Annotated in this window: 3 protein-coding genes and 1 pseudogene; all 4 read right to left on the bottom strand. The window is 72.4% G+C overall.

The annotated features are described in order from the left end of the window. Nucleotides 1-583 (bottom strand): annotated as a pseudogene (locus GT030_RS11905) (serine/threonine protein phosphatase); the annotation flags it as partial. Nucleotides 584-869: 286 nt separating this feature from the next. Beyond that, nucleotides 870-1,562 carry a DUF402 domain-containing protein gene (locus GT030_RS11900; protein ID WP_161201081.1) on the bottom strand — a complete coding sequence of 231 codons (693 nt, stop codon included), beginning with the start codon at nt 1,560-1,562 and terminating at the stop codon, nt 870-872. 94 nt (nt 1,563-1,656) lie between these two features. Beyond that, complete coding sequence (locus GT030_RS11895; protein WP_161201080.1) at nt 1,657-3,045, bottom strand: class II fumarate hydratase; 1,389 nt, start codon at nt 3,043-3,045, stop codon at nt 1,657-1,659. Nucleotides 3,046-3,123: 78 nt separating this feature from the next. Then, complete coding sequence (locus GT030_RS11890; RefSeq protein ID WP_161201079.1) at nt 3,124-3,903, bottom strand: SDR family oxidoreductase; 780 nt, start codon at nt 3,901-3,903, stop codon at nt 3,124-3,126. Nucleotides 3,904-3,960: the final 57 nt, after the last annotated feature.

The following is a 3,960-nucleotide window of genomic DNA, read 5'->3' as shown; positions in this document are numbered from 1 at the left end:
GGCCCTCGGCCTCCCGCTCGTCCGGAATGCGGTCGGTGCGGCGCAGCCGCAGCACCACCGGCCCGGTGGGCCGCTCGTCGCCGACCGGCAGCGGGTCGCGCAGGTAGACCAGGATCGCGTCGGAGAAGGTGGGCACGGTGGCGCGGCACAGACCCATGACGATCTCGTCCAGGTCGAGGCCGCGCGCGATGCGCCGGGTGGCCGCGCCGACGAACCGCAGCCGGTCGCCGTCGCGGCGCATCGGCATCGGGCGTCCGGGCGGGCCACCGCGGCCGGTACGCCGCTCCTGGCCGCCCGGTGCGCGCTCCTTCTCGGCGCCCGGCTGGGCGGGAATGGACTCCGGCGCGGGCCTCGGACGGTGTTCCCCCACGCTGGACTTCGCGCGCGCGGGAGGTTCCCCCATGGGCTCGGCGGCGGCAGGCTGCGAGTGCTCAGGGCCGTTGACTGGGCGCTCCTTCTTCTTGTTCTTCCCCGTGCCCGCGCCGCCCCGGGTCTGGGCCGGTGCGCCCAGCAGCGCCCCGCGCACGGCGGGGTCGACGCCCGGCTGGGGGCGTCCGCAGGAGGAAGTGGGCTGCTCCGTCACGCGTGTCGAATCCGTCCGTCCGGGGCTGCGCGCCGGGCGCGCAGGAGAGGCCGCCGAAGTCCCGATACCCGGATTACGTGTCCCAGGAACGGAATTCCCGCGTGGTCAGCGGTGGTTTCCGCCGAGCGGGTGAACCCCGCGCCGCCGCCCGCCTCGTACCCCTCGCTCACGTGCTGCCGCCCCTCGGTGACATATGGTCAGGCTCTGCGCAGACTCCGGCAGTTGTACCTCGGTGCCCTTGCGGAGGACGATCCTACGGTTGTGGTCCGGGGGCGCATCAAGGGTCTCATGAGGACACGTGCGCGGGCGTACGGTCCCAGTCCTCCGGGAGCGCGGGCACCGACCAGGATGGATCGGGCCGCCAGTGCTGCCAGCCGTCGGTGTACGGAGAGCCCCACGCCTCGATCACCTCCACCGCCCGCCGTCCCGCCGACTTCACCCGCGCGGCGGTCTCCGCGTCCATCAGGCCGTCCCGCTGCGCCTGGGCGAACTCGTCCTCGTCCCGCCAGTGCCAGGTGCGGTCCGGGTGGACGGAGATGTCCAGGAAATGGTCCTCGGAGTCGACCCCGCCGGCCCAACGGGCCAGCGGCTGCTCCAGGTTGACGTACCAGTTCTTGAAGCGCCAGCCCGGTTCCCAGAACAGCCACACCGACCAGGGCTCGCCGGGCCGGGCCAGCTTCAGCACCCCGGTGCCGAACCAGCGGTCCCGCCGCACCACGCGCGGCTTGGTGTAGCGGGACTCCAGCGGCTCCAGGTGGACCGGGGTGCCGTCGGCCAGCACCGGCTTGACGCACTCGGTACCGGGGGCCAGCCATACGGCGAGCAGCTCGGCGTCGTCCCGGACGACGGTGACGGGACGCGCGATGTGGAACGCGTCGCCCGCGTTCTCCCGGTACCGCCACAGGATCGGGGTGCCGGGGGTCCAGTACGCCGCCGTCGGGCCCGCTTCCGCTCGTCTCACCGCTTCGTCGTCCGTCATGGACAGATATTAGGTGCCGGAAGCACCCGATGCTGCGGTGCGCGTCACCCTTCCGGACAGGTGGCGGGAAATCGGCGGTGCCGTTCGCGGGACGTCACGGGCGCGTCATCCGCAGGACATCCAGCGCCTCGTCCAACTGCTCCAGCGTCAGGTCGCCGCGCTCCACATAGCCCTCCTCCAGCACCACCTCACGGATGGTCTTCCGCTCCGCCAGGGACTTCTTGGCGATCCGCGCGGCCTCCTCGTACCCCACATAGCGATTGAGCGGGGTCACGACCGAGGGAGAGGACTCGGCGTACTCGCGGGCGCGTTCGCGGTCGGCGGTGATGCCGTCGACGGTGCGGTCGGCCAGCAGGCGGGAGGCGTTGGCCAGCAGCCGCACCGACTCCAGCACGTTCTTCGCCATGACCGGGAGCATCACGTTCAGCTCGAAGTTCCCGGCGGCGCCGGCCGTGGCGATGGTGGCGTCGTTGCCGATGACCTGGGCCGCGACCATCAGCACCGCCTCCGGGACGACCGGGTTGACCTTGCCCGGCATGATGGAGGAGCCCGGCTGGAGGTCGGGCAGCCGGATCTCGGCGAGGCCGGTGCGCGGGCCGGAGGACATCCAGCGCAGATCGTTGGCGATCTTCGTCAGGCCGACCGCGATGGTCCGCAGCTGGCCGCTGGTCTCCACGATCCCGTCGCGCGCGCCCTGCGCCTCGAAATGGTCGCGGGCCTCGGTGAAGGGCAGCCCGGTCGCCCGCGCCACCTCCTCGATCACGGCCGCCGAGAAGCCGGGCGGAGTGTTGATCCCGGTGCCCACCGCCGTGCCGCCGAGCGGGAGTTCGGCCAGCCGGGGCAGCGAGGAACGCAGCCGCTCCACGCCGTACGTCACCTGCGCCGCGTAGCCGCCGAACTCCTGACCCAGCGTCACGGGGGTCGCGTCCATCAGATGCGTGCGCCCCGCCTTCACCACGTCCGCGAACTCCTCCGCCTTGCGGGTGAGGGCTGCGGCGAGGTGCTCCAGGGCGGGGATGAGGTCGTGGACCACGGCCGCGGTGGCCGCGATGTGGATCGAGGACGGGAAGACGTCGTTGGACGACTGGGAGGCGTTCACCTGGTCGTTGGGGTGCACGTCCCGGCCGAGGCGCTCGCCGGCGAGGGTGGCGATGACCTCGTTGGCGTTCATGTTGGAGGAGGTGCCGGAGCCGGTCTGGAAGACGTCCACCGGGAAGTGCTCGTCCCAGGTGCCGTCCGCGACCTCGGCGGCCGCCCCCTGGATCGCGTCGGCCACGTCCCGGTCCAGCACGCCGAGGTCGGCGTTCACCTTCGCCGCCGCGCCCTTGATCCGGGCCAGCGCCTCGATGTGCGCCCGCTCCAGACGCTGCCCGGAGACGGGGAAGTTCTCGACGGCGCGCTGGGTCTGCGCGCGCCACTTGGCGTGGGCGGGGACGCGGACCTCGCCCATGGAGTCGTGCTCGGTGCGGTACTCGTCGGTCATACCCGATACAGCGAACGGGGGCGCCGTGATGTTCCTGGACTCGGCCGGACGGGGCGGCTTTTCGGCACACCTGTCTTCTCAGTGCACCGAGAACCCGCCGTCCACGAAGAGGGACTGGCCGGTGACGTAACCCGAGGCGCGGCTCGCCAGGAAGACGGCGGCGCCCGCGAAGTCCTCGGCGAGACCGTTGCGCCCCACCATCGTCCGCGCGGCCAGTGCCGCCACCTTCTCCGGGTCGGACGACAGCCGCGCGTTGAGCGGCGTCATCACGAAGCCCGGCACCAGCGTGTTGACGGTGACGCCGTACGGCGACCACTCCTCGGCCTGGGAGCGGGCGAGCGACTCCAGCGCGCCCTTGGACACGCCGTACGCCCCCGAGCGGACGAAGGCGCGGTGTGCCTGCTGGGAGGAGATGTGGACGATCCGTCCGAAGCCCCGCTCGGCCATGCCGGGCCCGAAACGCCGGCTCAGCAGATGCGGTGCCCGGAGGTTCACGGCGAGGGTGAGGTCCCACTCCTCGTCGCTCAACTCGCTGAAGGGGGGCCGCAGATTGATCCCGGCGCAGTTGACGAGGATGTCGGGCTCGCCGAACACCCCGGCCGCCTCCTCTGCGGCGGCCCGCACCCCGTCCCGTGTGCTCAGGTCGGCGCTCACCCACCCGGCACGGCAGTCGAGTCCGGCGAGCTGGGCGCAGGTGGCCTCCAGCGCCTCCTTGCCCCGCGCCACGACCACCACCGAGGCCCCGGCCCGCGCCAGCGCCTCGGCGATCGCCCGGCCGATCCCGGAACTGCCCCCCGTCACGACGGCGACGCGCCCGTCCAGCGCGAACAACCCGGAGAGATAAGCCGCAGAAGTCATGCGGGCACCTTAGGGCGTGTCCGCAAAGTCCCGCCTGGCTCGCGACGCCTGGCACGC

The organism is Streptomyces sp. SID1328 (assembly GCF_009865595.1).
Taxonomy (GTDB): Bacteria; Actinomycetota; Actinomycetes; order Streptomycetales; family Streptomycetaceae; genus Streptomyces; species Streptomyces griseoluteus.
Note: the sequence above shows the minus strand (reverse complement) of the source record. Positions and strands in the feature narration are given on the sequence as shown.